Below are 14,215 nucleotides of genomic sequence, written 5' to 3'. Positions count from 1 at the left end.
GAGAGCACAGAGGGAGCAACGTGAGCGGCAAGGGTGCACCGGAGCTGTCCGTACGCAATGTGGGTGACCTCCGGGTCGCCGTCATCGCGGCACAGTGGCACGAGAAGGTGATGAACGGCCTGGTCGACGGCGCCCTGCGCGCCCTGCACGACCTGGGCATCGACGAGCCGACCCTGCTGAGGGTCCCCGGCAGCTGGGAGCTCCCGGTCGTCGCCAAGGTCCTCGCGGGCCGCGGCTACGACGCGATCGTCGCCCTCGGGGTCGTCATCCGCGGCGGAACCCCCCACTTCGAGTACGTGTGCCAGGGCGTGACCCAGGGCCTCACCCAGGTCTCCGTGGACACCGGGGTCCCCGTCGGCTTCGGTGTGCTGACCTGCGACACCGAGGAGCAGGCCCTGGACCGCGCCGGAATCGAGGGCTCCCACGAGGACAAGGGGCACGAGGCGGTGACGGCCGCGGTCGCGACCGCGGCCACCCTCCGCTCAGTATCCGAACCCTGGCGCTGACGAAAGCCGCGTGTGGCATAGGCTGAGCGACACCATGTCCAAGAAGACGTTCGAGGAGCTCTTCGCCGAGCTCCAGCACAAGGCCACCCAGGGCGATCCCGCCACGTCCCGCACCGCGGAACTGGTCGGGAAGGGCGTCCACGCCATCGGCAAGAAGGTCGTCGAAGAGGCCGCCGAGGTGTGGATGGCCGCCGAGTACGAGGGCAAGGAAGCCGCCGCCGAGGAGATCTCGCAGCTGCTGTACCACGTCCAGGTGATGATGGTCGCCCGCGGCATCTCCCTCGACGACGTCTACGCCCACCTGTAAGCCGCACCCGCCCCCGTACGACACCCACGCGAAGGAAGCCGACCTCATGCTGCGCATCGCCGTCCCCAACAAGGGTTCCCTGTCAGGCCCTGCGGCGGAGATGCTGCATGAGGCCGGCTACCAGCAGCGCCGGGAGTCCAAGGAACTGCGGATCGTCGACCCGGAGAACGAGGTCGAGTTCTTCTACCTCCGCCCCCGCGACATCGCGATCTACGTGGCCTCCGGCCAGCTGGACATCGGCCTCACCGGCCGTGACCTGCTCATCGACTCCGGCGCCCAGGCCGAGGAGATCCTCGCCCTCGGCTTCGCCCGCTCCACCTTCCGCTACGCCACCAAGCCCGGCACGATCAGCGGCCTGGCGGACCTGGCGGGCAAGACGATCGCCACCTCCTACGAGGGCATCGTCGCGGCGCACCTCGCCGAGCACGGCATCGACGCCTCCGTCGTCCACCTCGACGGTGCCGTCGAGACCGCCATCCAGCTCGGCGTCGCCCAGGTCATCGCCGATGTCGTCGAGACCGGCACCTCCCTGCGCAACGCGGGCCTGGAGGTCGCCGGCGAGCCGATCATGCAGTCCGAGGCCGTCGTCATCCGCCGCACCGGCGCGGAGCCCGACGACCCCAAGGTGCAGCAGTTCCTGCGCCGCCTCCAGGGCGTCCTGGTCGCCCGGACGTACGTGATGATGGACTACGACTGCCGTGTCGAGCAGTTGGAGAAGGCCGTGGCCCTCACACCCGGCCTGGAGTCCCCGACGGTCTCCCCGCTGCACAACGAGGGCTGGGTCGCCGTCCGCGCGATGGTCCCCGCCAAGGAAGCCCAGCGGATCATGGACGACCTCTACGACATCGGCGCCCGGGCCATCCTGACCACGGCCATCCACGCCTGCCGTCTCTGAGGGGCGCGCACCGATGTCCGATCTGCCCGCCCTGCCCGTCACCTTCCGGCCGGGCAGCACCCGCGTGGTGCTGCTCACCGCGGCCGTCGCGGTCTTCGTGGTGATCACGGCGGTCGCGATGCTGCTGAAGCAGCTCAGCCCCGGCGAGCGTGTCAGTTTCGTCTTCACGGCGCTCCTGCTGGACGCCGTACTGCTCCTCCTGGCGCGGCCCAAGGTCGTCGCCGACGAGGACGGCGTCACTGTCGTCAATCTCACGAACAAGCGCCGGCTGGAATGGGCGGAGATCCTCCAGGTGACCCTCCGGCCCGGCGACCCCTGGGTCTTCCTCAACCTCAGCGACGGCACCAGTCTGCCTGCTCTGGGCATTCAGCCGGGCCTGGCCAGACAACGCGCGATCGCCGACGCCAGGGCCCTGCGGGCGCTCGCCGAGGCCCGTTCCACGGCGGGCCCCGAGGTGCCTCGGGACTGACGCTGGGGGCCTCCCGGCGGCCGCCACTGCCGCACCGGGCCGTGTCTTGATTAATCTGTTGGCGGAGGCGTGATGGACGCGCCTCCGCCTCTGTTGCCCCGCCCGGTGCACAGAGGCCCCTGCTCACCGAGGAGTGACCCCCTCCGGCGATGGACGGATCGTCCTGCAGTACCTGCGCCGCCCCCTGCCGACATAGCGCGGACCTCATTGCCGAGGTACGCGACCGTGTGGAGGCGGCGGCATCATGACCACCCCCCTGCTGCTCCTGGCAGCCGCGTTCCTGCTGATCCTCGCCAACGGATTCTTCGTGGCGGCCGAGTTCGGACTCGTCACGGTCGAGCGCCCGGAGGCCGAGAAGGCCGCCGCCGAGGGCGACCGGCGCGCCCACCGTGTCGTGGCATCGCTCAAGGAACTGTCCTTCCAGCTCTCCGGCACCCAGCTCGGCATCACCATCACCTCGCTCGTCGTCGGCATGCTCGCCGAACCGGCGCTCGCCGAGCTCCTGCACGGCCCGTTCACCGCGGTCGGCATCCCCGTGGGAGCCGTCCCCGGTGTCGCGGTCGTGGTCGGCATGCTGCTGGCCTCCGCCGTGCAGATGGTGATCGGCGAGCTCCTGCCCAAGAACTGGGCGGTGTCCAGGCCGTTGCAGGTGGCGCGCTTCGTCGCGGGCCCGCAGCATGTCTTCGCCCGGCTGTTCCGCCCGGTCATCGCCGGCCTCAATGCCGTCGCGAACCGGCTCGTGCGCGTCCTGGGCGTCGAACCCACCAAGGAACTGGCCTCCGCCCGCACCCCCGGCGAGCTCGTCTCCCTGGCCCGCCACTCCGCCCGGGCCGGCGCCCTGGAGCAGGACACGGCGGATCTGTTCGTCCGTACCCTGTCGCTGGGCGAGCTGACCGCGCAACACGTGATGACGCCGCGTGTGAAGGTCAGCGCCCTGCAGTCCTCGGCCACCGCCGAGGACGTGATCAACCTGACCCGGGCCACCGGCCTGTCCCGCTTCCCCGTCTACCGGGAGAGGATCGACGAGGTCGTCGGCATGGTCCACCTCAAGGACGCCCTGGCCGTGCCCGTCCAGGACCGGCTGCGCACCCCCGCCGGCCGCATCGCCCGCCCGGCGCTGCTCGTCCCCGAGACGCTGCCCGTGCGGCCGCTCCTCACCCGCCTGCGCAGCGAGCAGCCCATCGCGGTCGTCGTCGACGAGTACGGCGGCACCGCCGGTGTCGTGACGCTGGAGGACATCGTCGAGGAACTCGTCGGCGAGGTCCGCGACGAGCACGACGGACACGACCTGCCCGAGCTGGCCGCCGTGCCGCCGGAGGACGGCAGGCCCGCCTGGGACGTCGACGGCAGCTGCCGGGTCGACATCCTGCAGCGCATAGGCCTCGACGTGCCGGAAGGCCCGTACGAGACCGTCGCGGGCCTGATCGCCGACCTGCTGGGCCGCATCCCGGCCGTCGGGGACAGGGCGGAGCTGCCCGGCTGGCGGCTGTCGGTGCGCCAGGTCGGCCACTACCGCGCGGAACGGGTCCGGCTGGTGCGGACCGCCCCCGTGCCGTCCATGGCGGAGGCCGTCCGATGAGCGTGCTCCAGCTTCTCTTCGCGGCGCTGCTCGTGCTCGCCAACGGCTTCTTCGTCGGCGCCGAGTTCGCGCTGGTCTCCGTACGCCGCAGCCAGATCGAACCGCTCGGCACGGCCCGCTCCCGGCAGGTCCTCTACGGTCTTGAGCGGCTGCCGCAGATGATGGCGGCGGCCCAGTTCGGCATCACCATCTGCTCGCTGACCCTCGGCGCGGTCGCCGAACCGACCGTCGCGCACCTGCTGGAGCCGGTCTTCGAGCGGATCCACCTGCCCGAGGGTGTCATCCACCCCCTCACCTACGTCATCGCCCTCGCCGCCGTGGTCTTCTTCCACCTGGTCATCGGCGAGATGGTCCCGAAGAATCTGGCGATGGCGGCCCCGGAGAAGGCCGCGCTGTGGCTGAGCCCCGGCCTGGTCTGGTTCGCCCGCTTCTGCAAGCCCATCACCGCCGCCCTCGGCGCCTGCTCGAAGGGCATCCTGCGGCTCTTCCACGTGGAGCCCAAGGACGAGGTCGAGGCCGTTTTCACCAGCGAGCAGCTCAACCGGCTGGTGGAGGACGCCGGCCAGGCGGGTCTGCTCGACCCCGAGGAGGCCGAACGCCTGGAGGACGCCCTGGAGCTGGGCTCCCGCCCGGTCACGGACGTCCTGCTCAAGCGGGAGTCCCTGGTGACGGTCAGCCCGTCGGTCACCCCCGGTCGCATCGTCGGGCTCACGGCCCGCACCGGCTACTCCCGTTTCCCGATTGCCGCGGACAACGGCGTGTTCATGGGCTATCTGCACGTCAAGGACGTCCTCGACCTGGAGGACCCCGACCGGGCCGTCCCGCAGCACCTGTGGCGTTCCATGACGACCCTGCGGTCCGAGCTGCCGCTGGACGACGCGCTGACGGTGATGCGGCGGGCGGCGACCCACCTGGCCCAGGTGGCCGACGGGTCCGGGAAGGTGCTCGGGCTGGTCGCCCTGGAGGACGTGCTGGAGCTGCTGGTGGGGGAGGTGCGGGATCCGGCGCATCGTGAGGTGCGCGAGGTGAGGCTGACCGAGCCCCGCAGCAGCGGGGCGTCGGAGGAGGTCCTGGCCACCTAGGGGATGCTGTGCGGGACTTTCAAAGCACCCCCTGGCCGGCGCCACGGCCCCACTCGGCTTCCTCATGGTCCGGGCGGATCCTGCGGTCCCCGCCCGGACAGCACCTCCCCGTACGCCTGCATCAGATCCGGCAACCGCAGCGTCGCGAGATCCTCGCGCCCCAGCGCTCCGGGGTAGAGGGACAAGCGCAAGTCCCGGTAGGCGCAGCTCTTCTCGTACAGCGTCCGCAGGAACCGCCCGTTGCCCAGCTCGTCGATCCACCCCTGGTCCACCACGTGCCCGGCGATGGACCGCAGCTCGTCGAGGGCCTCCTCGTCCCAGAGGTCGCCGTTCTCCGCCGCCAGTACCTTGCCGATCTCGGTGAGTTCGAGGGGCCGGTACGACGGGAAGTCGACGCGGGTGGTGAAACGGGACGACAACCCGGGGTTCGCGGCCAGCAGGCGGTCCATGCCCTCCGGGTAGCCGGCCAGGATCACCACGAGGTGGTCGCGGTTGTCCTCCGCGCGCTTCAGCAGCACCTGCAGGGCCTCGTCGCCGTAGGCGTCCCCCTTGCCGTAGCCCGAGTTGGACAGGGCATAGGCCTCGTCGACGAAGAGGACGCCCCCGAGGGCCGAGTCGATCAGCTCGTTCGCCTTCACCGCCGTCTGCCCGAGGTACTCGCCCACCAGATCGGCCCGCTGCGCCTCCACGAGGTGGTCGCCGCCGAGCAGCCCGAGCGCGTAGAAGACCCGGCCGAGGATGCGGGCGACGGTGGTCTTGCCGGTGCCGGAGGGGCCCGAGAAGACGAAGTGCCGTTTCGGCGGCTGGACCGGAAGGCCCTGCCCGGCCCGCAGCCGGGCCATGTTCAGCTGCGCCGACAGGGCCTTGACCTGGCGTTTCACCGGCTCCAGGCCCACCATGCGCTCCAGCTCGGCGAGTGCTTCCTCCAGTAAGGCCGGGTCGGTCGGCCCGGCGGGCAGGGTGGAGGCCGGGCCGGTCCTGGCGCGGACCGGCGGGACGGTCACCGGAGGCAGGGGAGTGATCGGCGGCTCGGGGTCGGGCAGTCTCAGGTCGCGCCCCTCCGGGCCGAAGAGCGGATCGAACCCGTCGGGCCCGTCCACGACGTCCTGGCCCGCGCCGGTGAGCGTGATCGCGGCGAGGTCCGTGACGTCGTCGTATCCGTCGCCCTCGGCTATCGCGGTGAGCCGGGCCGAGGTGTCCATGAAGGCCGGGTCGACGCGGTGCACGGCCCGGTACAGGGGGAGCGCGGCGGCACTGCGGCCGGTGCCCTCGTGCGCCCGGGCCAGCCAGTACCGCAGCTCCTTGCGCTGGGGCTGCTCGCTGCGGCAGCGCATCAGCGCGGCGGCCAGCAGTGGTTCGGCCTGGCCGTACATCTCCAGGCGGACCCGGGCCATGCCCCCGAACAGGCCCGCCTCGATGCCGAGCATGGGATCGTCGAGCAGCGGATCGGTGTGGCGGACGAGCTGCTCCCAGTCCTTGACCAGATAGGCGCGGCAGGAGTGCAGGAAGCGGACCTGGTGGTCGGTGTCCACCGGCGGCAGCCCGGCGAGCGCCCGGTCCAGCTCGGGAACATGGCGGCCGTCGAGCCAGTGGGAGGCGTGCGCGAGGAGCAGGTCGCGGGGGCTCTCCAGTACGGGTTGCACCCACCAGCCCAGCCAGTACCAGGAGTTGAGCGCGCGACGGTAGCGGGAGCGCTGCTCCCCGAAGCGGTCGCGGTGCTGGAACATCCGCAGCAGCGCGGTCGTCGTGTCGACGCGCAGGGCGTGCAGTCCGAGCCAGCCGTCGGCCATCCCGGAGTCCATGCGCACGGCGGCGCGGAACTCCTCCTCCGCCTGCGGATAGGCGCCCATGGTGTAGGCGTCCACGCCTCGCAGCCAGGCGAGGTCGGCCGGGGCCTGAGGGCCCTGCGTGCCGAAGTCCATCCCGTCCCCCACGAACCGTGCCCCCGTCGGTAGGCCAACGAGCCGTCCCCCAGCCGGCTGCCCTGCTCGAACCGCTGTGCCACGGACCGCAGTTGCCGTGCGCGAAGCAACCGTCCGCAGGTCGCGACGAGGGCATCGTACCGTCGCGGGCGGCGCCCCCGTAGGGTGCCGCACGGGCCGTTCGGCGAGGTGGGAGCGGAGGCGAGGCACTCGCGCGCGGTGACCCAGGGTGAGCGGTCGGCGCCCGCGCGGCGGCCGGAGAACCGGAAGAGGGCAGAACGAAGCCCCCGATCACGGGGGAACAACCGGGGGCTTCGCGTCTGCGGGCGGCTCCGATGCCGCACATTGAGAACGTAAGACCTGTACGGCCCAGCGGTCAAGCCGAGTTGAGGCGCTGCGGCGAGTTGTCCGGCAAGGCCCTTCACAAGTTCAGCACACTGCGGGTGGTCCGTCACCGTGCGTGAGGGGATGGTCCGGTCCAACGGTCCCCGCGGGTCCCGCGAGCACCTCATATCCCTCGTCGCGCTGCCGTACCAGAAGGTCGGCGAACGGTCGCGAGGGATCGCCGGCGAAGTGCCGGCGCTCCGCCGGGACCCAGCCGTCCCAGAATTCCCGCTGCTCCGCCCCGTCCCGCGACCGTCCTCGCGCCCAGGCCTCCTCGCGCGGCAGCTCCATCCACAGCAGCAGGGCCAGGTGGGGGCGCAGCGCCCGGCGTCCCACGCCGACGCCCTCCACGAGGAGCACCGGCGCGGGCGGGAGCGGGACCGGCGCGCCGAAGCGGCGGTCCCGCCAGTCGTAGGGGGTGTAGTGCGCCGTCCGGCCCTGGGAGAGCGGCTCGATCACCTGGTCCAGCAGCCGCCCGGTCCAGTCGAAGAGCGCGTCGTGGCTGGCGATGTCGTCGAGACGCAGCACCGGCGCACCGCCCAGCGCCGTGGCCAACCGCCCGGCGAACGTGCTCTTTCCGGACCCGGCGTGGCCGTCCACACCGACGAGGCGGACCGGGCCGCAGGAGGGGGAGAGACGGCGGATCCGGGCGGCCAGGTCGTGCGCGGCGGGACCCGGTGCGGGGCGGAAGGAGTCAGTCATCTCGCCCAGCACTCTAACGACGGTCTCCTGCCCGGTCGCCACTGGTCGACGCCAATATTGATAGGCGTGGCGCGCGTCGAAGTGCTGGCAGGACACGGCGGGCTGTGCTCATATGTGGCGCACGCACGGACGCGTCCCGGCCGTGCACGGACCTGCCCCGCCCCTGCCCTACTCCGACATCCGGGGGTCCCCGCCATGCGCAGAGCCGAACAGCCCGCCCGCAGAACCGTCCTGGCCGCCGCGGTCGCCGCCGCCGTCACCGCGGGCGCGGGTCCGGCGGCCGCCGACCCCGAGGCCCCCATGACGACCGACACCGCGGAACCCGCCCGGGCGGTCCCGGCCCCCACCGTCGACAACCGGGCCTGGCTCTCCTACGGCGACTGGCGTGGCGGCACCGCCAAGGGCACCCGGGCCGTCGCGGGCACCCGCCCGGGTCTGGTGATCGCCCGGCCCGCCGGAACTGCCGACTACACCGACCCGCACACCGGCACCACCGCGGCGTGGGAGTACGGCACCTGGACCTCGCCCGTGCACCGGCTCACCGTCCCCGCGACCGAGGTGATCGTCTCCTGGAACGCGCGCACCCCGGCCGGCACCTGGATCCAGGCCGAGATCAGGGGCACCTACACCGACGGCACCAGCACCCCCTGGTACGTGATGGGCCGCTGGGCGGCGGGCGACCAGGACATCCGGCGCACCTCCGTCGACGGCCAGAGCGACGGCAGGAGCACGGTCTGGACCGACACCCTGGCGATCGACGCCCCGTCGACCGGTCTGCGCCTGGCCGCGTACCGGCTGCGCCTGACCCTTTACCGCAAGCCCGGCACCAAGGCCACGCCCACCGTCTGGCGGCTCGGCGCCATGGGCTCCGACGTGCCCGACCGGTTCACCGTCCCGGCGTCCGCGCCCGGCCTCGCGAAGGAACTGGCCGTCCCGCGCTACTCGCAGGAAATCCACAAGGGCCGGTATCCCGAGTACGACAACGGTGGCGAAGCCTGGTGCAGCCCGACGTCCTCCCAGATGATCATCGAGTACTGGGGCGGTCGGCTCACCGAGGAGCAACTCGCCTGGGTCGACCCGTCGTACACCGATCCGCAGGTCTGCCACGCGGCCCGGTTCACCTATGACTACCAGTACGGCGGTTGCGGCAACTGGCCGTTCAACGCCGCCTACGCGGCCACGTTCAAGGGCCTCCAGGGCGTGGTCACCCGGCTCGGCTCGCTCACCGACCTGGAGAGGCTGATCGCCGCGGGCATCCCGGCCATAACGTCCCAGTCGTTCCTGAAGGAGGAGCTGACCGGCGCCGGGTACGGCACCGCCGGGCACCTGATGACCGTCATCGGCTTCACCGCCGAGGGCGACGTGATCGCCAACGACCCCTTCTCCCCGACCGACGAGGCCGTGCGACGCGTCTACCGCAGGCGGGAGTGGGAGAACATCTGGCTCAGGACGAAGCGGTACAACGCCTCCGGCAAGGTCGCCTCCGGTACCGGCGGCATCTGTTACCTGTACTTCCCGGCCCGCCCGAGCGGGGCTCAGCGCAAGGCCCTGGCGGCTGTGGGCGTCCGCGTGTGACCAAGCTCTCGGCCGTGAAAGCCGCTTCCGGTGGCAAGGTGGACAGGACTTCGGGGGGAGTCCGTCCGCACCGCCGACCCTGCGAGAAGCCATGACCGCGTACTCCGTCACCGCCACCCGCGCCCGCACCGGCGGCCCTCAGGAAGACGGCCCGAAGATCGTCGAGCACGTCATGGGGTGGGCCCTCGTCGTGGTCGTCGCGATGCTCGTGACCCAGCTCGGGCTGCTGTGACCTGACCCACGGCCCGGCGTCGGCGCCTGACATACTGCGGAGGTCCCGCCCCCGCCCGTCGAGACCAGGGTCGACCTTGAACATCAGCCCCCAGCCCGCCGCGCGCCCCCGGGCCCGCGGCACCGAGCGCTCGATGGCGCGCCGTGCCGAACTCATCGCCATCGGGCGGAGGTTGTTCGCCGACATCTCCTACGACGCCCTGTCGATGGACGACATCGCCCGGCAGGCGCATGTCGCGAAGGGGCTGATCTACTACTACTTCCAGTCCAAGCGCGGCTACTACCTGGCCATCATCCAGGACTCCGTCACGGAACTGGTCACCCTGGCGGCGAGCGGTCCCGAACTGCCCCCCGTCGACCGGGTCCAGCGCACCGTCGACAGCTATCTGCGCTACGCCGAGCACAACCAGGCCGCGTACCGCACGATCGTCAGCGGCGGCGTCGGCTTCGACACCGAGGTGCACGCCCTCCGCGACGGGGTGCGCGAGGCGGTGGTGACGACCATCGCCGAGGGTGCGTACGGCCGTGTCGACGTCACCGCGCCGGCGCGGATGGGGCTGCTGGCCTGGGTGTGCAGCGTCGAGGGGGCCACGCTCGAATGGATCGACCGTCCCGAACTGCCCCGCGCCACCATGTGCGAGCTGCTGGTGAAGACCCTCGGCGGCACCCTGCGCGCGATCGAGGAACTCGACCCGGCCTACCCGGCCCCGCAGCCCGCCCGCCGGGGCGCGTGACGAAGGGGCGGAGGGTCCGCGGCGGACCTCCGCCCCTCCCTCCGGGTGCTACTTGATGGCCTTGATCAGCTCACCGTTCGACGTGTCACCGCTCAGCTCCCAGAAGAACGTGCCGCCCAGGCCCTGCCGGTTCTTGTAGTCCATCTTGGTGCCGATGGTGGCCGGGGTGTCGTAACTCCACCAGTCGCCGCCGCACTTGGCGTACGCCGTGCCGGCCACCGTCCCCGTCGCCGGGCACTTGGTCCTGAGCACCTTGTAGTCCTCGATGCCCTGCTCGTACGTGCCCGCCGCCGGGCCGGTCGCGGTGCCGCCCGGGGCGGACTGCGTCACGCCGGTCCAGCCGCGGCCGTAGAAGCCGATGCCGAGCAGCAGCTTCGAGGCCGGGATGCCGAGGCCCTTGAGCTTCGCGATGGTCGCCGAGCTGTGGTTGTCCGCCTTCGGGATGCCGGAGTACGAGGTCAGTGGCGAGTGCGGAGCGGTCGGTCCCGCGGCGTCCCAGGCGCCGAAGAAGTCGTAGGTCATCGGGTTGTACCAGTCGACGTACGGGGCGGCGCCCGCGTAGTCCGCGGCGTCGATCTTGCCGCCCGGGGTGGCGTCGGCGGTGATCGCCGCGGTGACGAGGTTGCGTGAGCCGAATTCGGCGCGCAGGGCCCGCATCAGATTCCTGAAGGCCGCCTTGCCACTGGTGTCGCAGGTGGCGCCGCAGGTGTTCGGGTACTCCCAGTCGATGTCGATGCCGTCGAAGACGTCGGCCCACCGGGAGTTCTCGACGAGGTCGTAGCAGGACCGGGCGAAGGCGGCCGGGTTCTTCGCGGCCTCGCCGAAGCCGGCCGACCAGGTCCAGCCGCCGAAGGACCACAGGACCTTGAGGTTCGGGTGCTTCTGCTTCAGCTTGCGCAACTGGTTGAAGTTGCCGCGCAGTGGCTGGTCCCAGGTGTCGGCCTTGCCGTCGACGGACTCCGCGGCGGTGTAGGCCCGGTCGGTGGCGGCGTACCCGTCGCCCATGGCGCACTTGCCGCCGGTGACGTTGCCGAAGGCGTAGTTGATGTGGGTGAGCTTGCTGCCCGACCCGGACGTCTCGATGTTCTTGACGTAGTACTTGCGGTCGTAGGTGCCCCATTCGGTGAAGTACCCGATGACCTTGGAGCCCGCGGCCCTGGCCCCGGGGGCGTCCTTCGTGGCTGCGGCGGCCTCCTGAGCCGAGGTCGCCGCGGAGGCGGAGGTGCCCGCGCCGGCCAGCAGACCGGCGCCGAGGACGGCGCAACAGGCCGCGGACACGATGGCCCGGAAGCGGGAGGGGTGGGGGGTGTGCATCCGGTGTCTCCTCGTGGGGGAGAGGGGAACGGCCGCGCTCATTGGCATGAACGCGGTGAATCGGTGGAGCGAAACAGTAGGAGGACTAGACCAGTTGGGTCAATGGTGCGGACCAATTTCGCCACGCCGGCCGCGCACGGCTTATTCTTGAAGTGAGCGGTCGTTAACTGGTGACGTGATGCCTTCGATCGGGCATACTCACAGCGCAGAGCCGCTGGTCAGCAGCGCCCGAGACCCGGGACCGCAAGCATCGGCCAGGCACCAGAACGACCCGGCGGCGCCGCCCCCACCCATGGGCCCGTCCGCCAGTGCCCGACAGGGAGGAGAGCGTCGCCATGCCCGACCGCGCCCCGCAGCCGGTGGACCGACAACTGCCCACGGAGGAGGCCCGGGACCTGATCTCGCTCGTGCGCGACATCGCGCAGCAGGAGATCACCCCGAAGGCGGCCGAGGAGGAGGACGCCGGCCGCTTCCCGCGCGAGTTGTTCACCCTGCTCTCCCGCTCAGGGCTGCTCGGCCTGCCGTACGACTCGGAGTACGGCGGCGGTGACCAGCCCTACGAGGTCTACCTCCAGGTCCTGGAGGAGCTCGCCGCGGCCCGCCTCACCGTCGGTCTCGGCGTCAGCGTCCACTCCCTGGCCTCCTACGCGCTCGCCGCCTACGGCACCAAGGAGCAGCAGGTCGAGCACCTGCCCGCGATGCTCGGCGGCGGCCTGCTCGGCGCCTACTGCCTCTCCGAACCGCACTCCGGCTCGGACGCCGCCGCCCTGCGCACCAAGGCCGTGCGGGACGGCGACGGCTGGGTGATCACCGGCACCAAGGCCTGGATCACGCACGGCGGGATCGCCGACTTCTACACGGTGATGGCGCGCACCGGCGAGGAGGGCCCGCGCGGGATCAGCGCGTTCCTGGTGCCCGGCGACGCCGAGGGGCTGAGCGCCGCCGTGCCGGAGAAGAAGATGGGCATGAAGGGCTCGCCCACCGCGCAGGTCCACTTCGACGGCGTCCGCGTCCCGGACGACCGGCGTATCGGCGAGGAGGGTCAGGGCTTCGCGATCGCCTTGTCCTCGCTCGACTCGGGACGGCTCGGCATCTCGGCGTGCGCCATCGGAGTGGCGCAGGCCGCGCTCGACGAGGCCCTGGCCTACGCGACCGAAAGGCGCCAGTTCGGCAAGCCGATCGCCGACTTCCAGGGACTGCGGTTCATGCTCGCCGACATGGCGACGCAGATCGAGGCCGGCCGCGCGCTCTACCTCGCCGCCGCACGGCTGAAGGACGCGGGCCGGCCCTTCGCGCGGCAGGCCGCCATGGCCAAGCTGCACTGCACCGACACGGCGATGCGGGTCACCACCGACGCCGTGCAGATCCTCGGCGGCTACGGCTACACCGCCGACTTCCCGGCCGAGCGCTATATGCGCGAGGCCAAGGTGCTGCAGATCGTGGAGGGCACCAACCAGATCCAGCGGATGGTCATCGCCCGCCATCTCGTGGGTCCAGAGGGACGCTGAACTGGTCGAGGCCCCGCCAGGGGGCCGCGAGCCGCATCCACTCCGGGTCGTGCCGGCCCGGCAGGGTGCGGCCGCCCTCGGCCCAGGTCCGCATCAGGTCGCGGTAGATCGGCGGGTCCTGATAGCGGGGCGGAGCCGGCCGAACCGATTCTGCGGGCGGCGGGACGTACAGGAGGCGCTGACGCCCGGTCGCTGAGGAGATGGGGGTCATACCAGGGCAACGCGGCAGAGCCCGGACAGGTCACCGCATGGTGGAATCGGCCGTGCGTTCAGGGCCCGCCCGGATCGGTCCGGCTCCGGGCGCACCGGTCCCGCACCACGGCGGTCTGCGAGCCGTGGCGCGGGGCGGCTGCGGGAGGGGAGCGGGCGGGCGGAGAAGGCCCGCGCTCAGGCCGCGTGGCGGCGCATGACGGGGACCCTGATGGGGCGCGAGCCCGGGCCGCCCACGTGCGAGAAGGGCTGGGTCCGCCAGTCGAGCCCCTGGGGGAGCGTCAACAGCAGGGCGGTGTGCTGCTCCTGCGGTTCCACGGACTCGTCCGCAGGGCGGGCGTCCGCGGCCCTGCGGCCGGTCCCGGCGCAGACCGTGAGTCCGAAGGGGTTCCACGGCGAGGCGCACATCGCGTGCTCCGGCAGCACCTCCTCGTCCGCCAGCAGGGCGATGGGCTGCGCGCAGTCCGGGCAGACGACCCGGAACATCTCGAACGTGTCGTAGGCGTCGAGTTCGTCGTCGAAGGTGTCGGGTTCGACACCCTCCGGCTCGGGCTCGACGACGAGCTGCTGCCGCTTGGGTGCGGTGCGACCAGGGCGCTTAAGACTCTGCATTGGGTTCTCCCCCTAAGGCTGGGCCGTATCAGGCACTGCGGCCTCGACCACAGCAAGCACTTCCCGCGCCCCCTGGGCGGTAATCACGAGAACATTACGGAGACTGTTCGAGGCCTGTGGCGTTCGTCACATGCCCCGCGCAGGTGTCCGCTGCGGTGTGTTTGTCCCCCGAACTGCTGACAGCC

The 14,215-nt window shown here is 71.5% G+C and carries 15 protein-coding genes; 10 read left to right on the top strand and 5 right to left on the bottom strand.

The annotated features are described in order from the left end of the window. The first annotated feature begins 20 nt into the window (after positions 1-20). The 6 genes from ribH (at position 21) to QNO09_RS25215 (ending at position 4,838) form a co-directional block, all read left to right on the top strand. The gene (gene ribH / locus QNO09_RS25240; RefSeq protein WP_283972528.1) at positions 21-506 is read left to right on the top strand and encodes a 6,7-dimethyl-8-ribityllumazine synthase; all 486 of its coding nucleotides are present in this window, start codon (positions 21-23) and stop codon (positions 504-506) included. A gap of 34 nt (positions 507-540) precedes the next feature. After that, positions 541-813, top strand: coding sequence for a phosphoribosyl-ATP diphosphatase (locus QNO09_RS25235; protein ID WP_283972527.1), 273 nt, complete (start codon positions 541-543; stop codon positions 811-813). 46 nt (positions 814-859) lie between these two features. Beyond that, a complete protein-coding gene (gene hisG, locus QNO09_RS25230) occupies positions 860-1,708 on the top strand; it encodes an ATP phosphoribosyltransferase (protein ID WP_283972526.1) in 849 nt (282 codons plus the stop codon). 13 nt (positions 1,709-1,721) lie between these two features. Continuing rightward, positions 1,722-2,177, top strand: coding sequence for a PH domain-containing protein (locus tag QNO09_RS25225; protein ID WP_283972525.1), 456 nt, complete (start codon positions 1,722-1,724; stop codon positions 2,175-2,177). A gap of 244 nt (positions 2,178-2,421) precedes the next feature. Further along, positions 2,422-3,756 carry a hemolysin family protein gene (locus QNO09_RS25220; protein WP_283972524.1) on the top strand — a complete coding sequence of 445 codons (1,335 nt, stop codon included), beginning with the start codon at positions 2,422-2,424 and terminating at the stop codon, positions 3,754-3,756. Then, on the top strand, positions 3,753-4,838 hold the full coding sequence (locus QNO09_RS25215) for a hemolysin family protein (protein WP_283972523.1): 1,086 nt from the start codon (positions 3,753-3,755) through the stop codon (positions 4,836-4,838). Before QNO09_RS25220 ends, QNO09_RS25215 begins: the two co-directional genes overlap by 4 nt. A gap of 62 nt (positions 4,839-4,900) precedes the next feature. Here the strand turns inward: QNO09_RS25215 and QNO09_RS25210 are convergent, their stop codons facing one another. Together QNO09_RS25210 and QNO09_RS25205 are read right to left on the bottom strand one after the other, a co-directional pair. Continuing rightward, positions 4,901-6,760, bottom strand: a complete 1,860-nt coding sequence (locus tag QNO09_RS25210; RefSeq protein ID WP_283972522.1) for an AAA family ATPase — start codon at positions 6,758-6,760, stop codon at positions 4,901-4,903. A gap of 429 nt (positions 6,761-7,189) precedes the next feature. Continuing rightward, a complete protein-coding gene (locus QNO09_RS25205; protein ID WP_283972521.1) occupies positions 7,190-7,846 on the bottom strand; it encodes a uridine kinase family protein in 657 nt (218 codons plus the stop codon). A 195-nt stretch (positions 7,847-8,041) separates the two neighbouring features. Here QNO09_RS25205 and QNO09_RS25200 point away from each other — a divergent pair, with 195 nt between their 5' ends. The 3 genes from QNO09_RS25200 (at position 8,042) to QNO09_RS25190 (ending at position 10,386) form a co-directional block, all read left to right on the top strand. Further along, a complete protein-coding gene (locus tag QNO09_RS25200; RefSeq protein ID WP_283972520.1) occupies positions 8,042-9,421 on the top strand; it encodes a C39 family peptidase in 1,380 nt (459 codons plus the stop codon). Between the two features lie 91 nt (positions 9,422-9,512). Further along, positions 9,513-9,653: an SCO1431 family membrane protein gene (locus tag QNO09_RS25195; RefSeq protein ID WP_283972519.1), complete on the top strand. Its 141-nt coding sequence runs from the start codon at positions 9,513-9,515 to the stop codon at positions 9,651-9,653. 76 nt (positions 9,654-9,729) lie between these two features. Further along, a complete protein-coding gene (locus tag QNO09_RS25190; protein WP_283972518.1) occupies positions 9,730-10,386 on the top strand; it encodes a TetR/AcrR family transcriptional regulator in 657 nt (218 codons plus the stop codon). Between the two features lie 48 nt (positions 10,387-10,434). Here the strand turns inward: QNO09_RS25190 and QNO09_RS25185 are convergent, their stop codons facing one another. Next, complete coding sequence (locus tag QNO09_RS25185) at positions 10,435-11,700, bottom strand: glycoside hydrolase family 18 protein (protein ID WP_283972517.1); 1,266 nt, start codon at positions 11,698-11,700, stop codon at positions 10,435-10,437. 335 nt (positions 11,701-12,035) lie between these two features. On the opposite strand from QNO09_RS25185, the gene QNO09_RS25180 reads away from it, so the two are divergent. Beyond that, positions 12,036-13,208, top strand: a complete 1,173-nt coding sequence (locus QNO09_RS25180) for an acyl-CoA dehydrogenase (protein WP_283972516.1) — start codon at positions 12,036-12,038, stop codon at positions 13,206-13,208. Here QNO09_RS25180 and QNO09_RS40035 read toward each other — a convergent pair. Then, positions 13,171-13,419 (bottom strand): hypothetical protein, encoded by a 249-nt coding sequence (locus QNO09_RS40035; RefSeq protein WP_078615159.1) that lies wholly within the window; start codon positions 13,417-13,419, stop codon positions 13,171-13,173. The genes QNO09_RS25180 and QNO09_RS40035 overlap by 38 nt on opposite strands. A 176-nt stretch (positions 13,420-13,595) precedes the next feature. Next, on the bottom strand, positions 13,596-14,030 hold the full coding sequence (locus QNO09_RS25175) for a hypothetical protein (protein ID WP_283972515.1): 435 nt from the start codon (positions 14,028-14,030) through the stop codon (positions 13,596-13,598). Positions 14,031-14,215 lie beyond the last annotated feature (185 nt).

It is taken from the genome of Streptomyces sp. 378 (assembly GCF_030124145.1).
Classification (GTDB): domain Bacteria; phylum Actinomycetota; class Actinomycetes; order Streptomycetales; family Streptomycetaceae; genus Streptomyces.
This window is presented reverse-complemented; position numbering and strand designations above follow the sequence as displayed.

Coding starts and splice junctions, on each gene's coding strand:
- QNO09_RS25235 (WP_283972527.1), top strand. CDS start 541: ATGTCCAAGAAGACGTTCGAGGAGCTCTTCGCCGAGCTCCAGCACAAG.
- hisG (WP_283972526.1), top strand. CDS start 860: ATGCTGCGCATCGCCGTCCCCAACAAGGGTTCCCTGTCAGGCCCTGCG.
- QNO09_RS25225 (WP_283972525.1), top strand. CDS start 1,722: ATGTCCGATCTGCCCGCCCTGCCCGTCACCTTCCGGCCGGGCAGCACC.
- QNO09_RS25220 (WP_283972524.1), top strand. CDS start 2,422: ATGACCACCCCCCTGCTGCTCCTGGCAGCCGCGTTCCTGCTGATCCTC.
- QNO09_RS25215 (WP_283972523.1), top strand. CDS start 3,753: ATGAGCGTGCTCCAGCTTCTCTTCGCGGCGCTGCTCGTGCTCGCCAAC.
- QNO09_RS25210 (WP_283972522.1), bottom strand. CDS start 6,760: ATGGACTTCGGCACGCAGGGCCCTCAGGCCCCGGCCGACCTCGCCTGG.
- QNO09_RS25205 (WP_283972521.1), bottom strand. CDS start 7,846: ATGACTGACTCCTTCCGCCCCGCACCGGGTCCCGCCGCGCACGACCTG.
- QNO09_RS25200 (WP_283972520.1), top strand. CDS start 8,042: ATGCGCAGAGCCGAACAGCCCGCCCGCAGAACCGTCCTGGCCGCCGCG.
- QNO09_RS25195 (WP_283972519.1), top strand. CDS start 9,513: ATGACCGCGTACTCCGTCACCGCCACCCGCGCCCGCACCGGCGGCCCT.
- QNO09_RS25185 (WP_283972517.1), bottom strand. CDS start 11,700: ATGCACACCCCCCACCCCTCCCGCTTCCGGGCCATCGTGTCCGCGGCC.
- QNO09_RS25180 (WP_283972516.1), top strand. CDS start 12,036: ATGCCCGACCGCGCCCCGCAGCCGGTGGACCGACAACTGCCCACGGAG.
- QNO09_RS40035 (WP_078615159.1), bottom strand. CDS start 13,419: ATGACCCCCATCTCCTCAGCGACCGGGCGTCAGCGCCTCCTGTACGTC.
- QNO09_RS25175 (WP_283972515.1), bottom strand. CDS start 14,030: ATGCAGAGTCTTAAGCGCCCTGGTCGCACCGCACCCAAGCGGCAGCAG.